Genomic DNA, 389 nt, shown 5'->3' with positions numbered 1-389 from the left:
GCTGCGATTGGCAACCTAACGGGTGGCGATGGGGTTGATACTTTTAATATTAGCGCAACTACAGTAAGCATTAGCGCCGGTGATAGTGATGATATTATTAATGTTGATGCTACTTCGTTAATTACGGGCAGTATTGACGGGGGTAATGGCACTAATGATGTTTTAAATCTTAAAACGGCAGGGCAAACGCTCGACCTTTCAACACTGTCTAACATTGAAGCGGTGACGGCGCAGTCAACGGGCGCTGCTAATACACTGCAAGCGGGTAATGCAAGTAGCAATACTTGGAATGTATTAACCACGGCAAACAGCGGTCAAGTGGGCACGATTAGCTTCAGTAACTTCGCCAACTTAGTGGCGGGCAGTGCGGGTGATATCTTTAATATTGA

1 protein-coding gene is annotated in these 389 nt (G+C 46.0%); it reads left to right on the top strand.

Annotated features, from left to right (window positions below):
• On the top strand, window positions 1-389 hold a 389-nt coding region (locus tag CXF74_RS21770; protein WP_198552974.1), incomplete at both ends, for a hypothetical protein.

Source organism: Psychromonas sp. Urea-02u-13, from assembly GCF_002835995.1.
Lineage (GTDB): Bacteria > Pseudomonadota > Gammaproteobacteria > Enterobacterales > Psychromonadaceae > Psychromonas.
The sequence above is the reverse complement of the archived record's forward strand: the minus strand, read 5'-3'. Positions and strand labels throughout refer to the sequence as shown.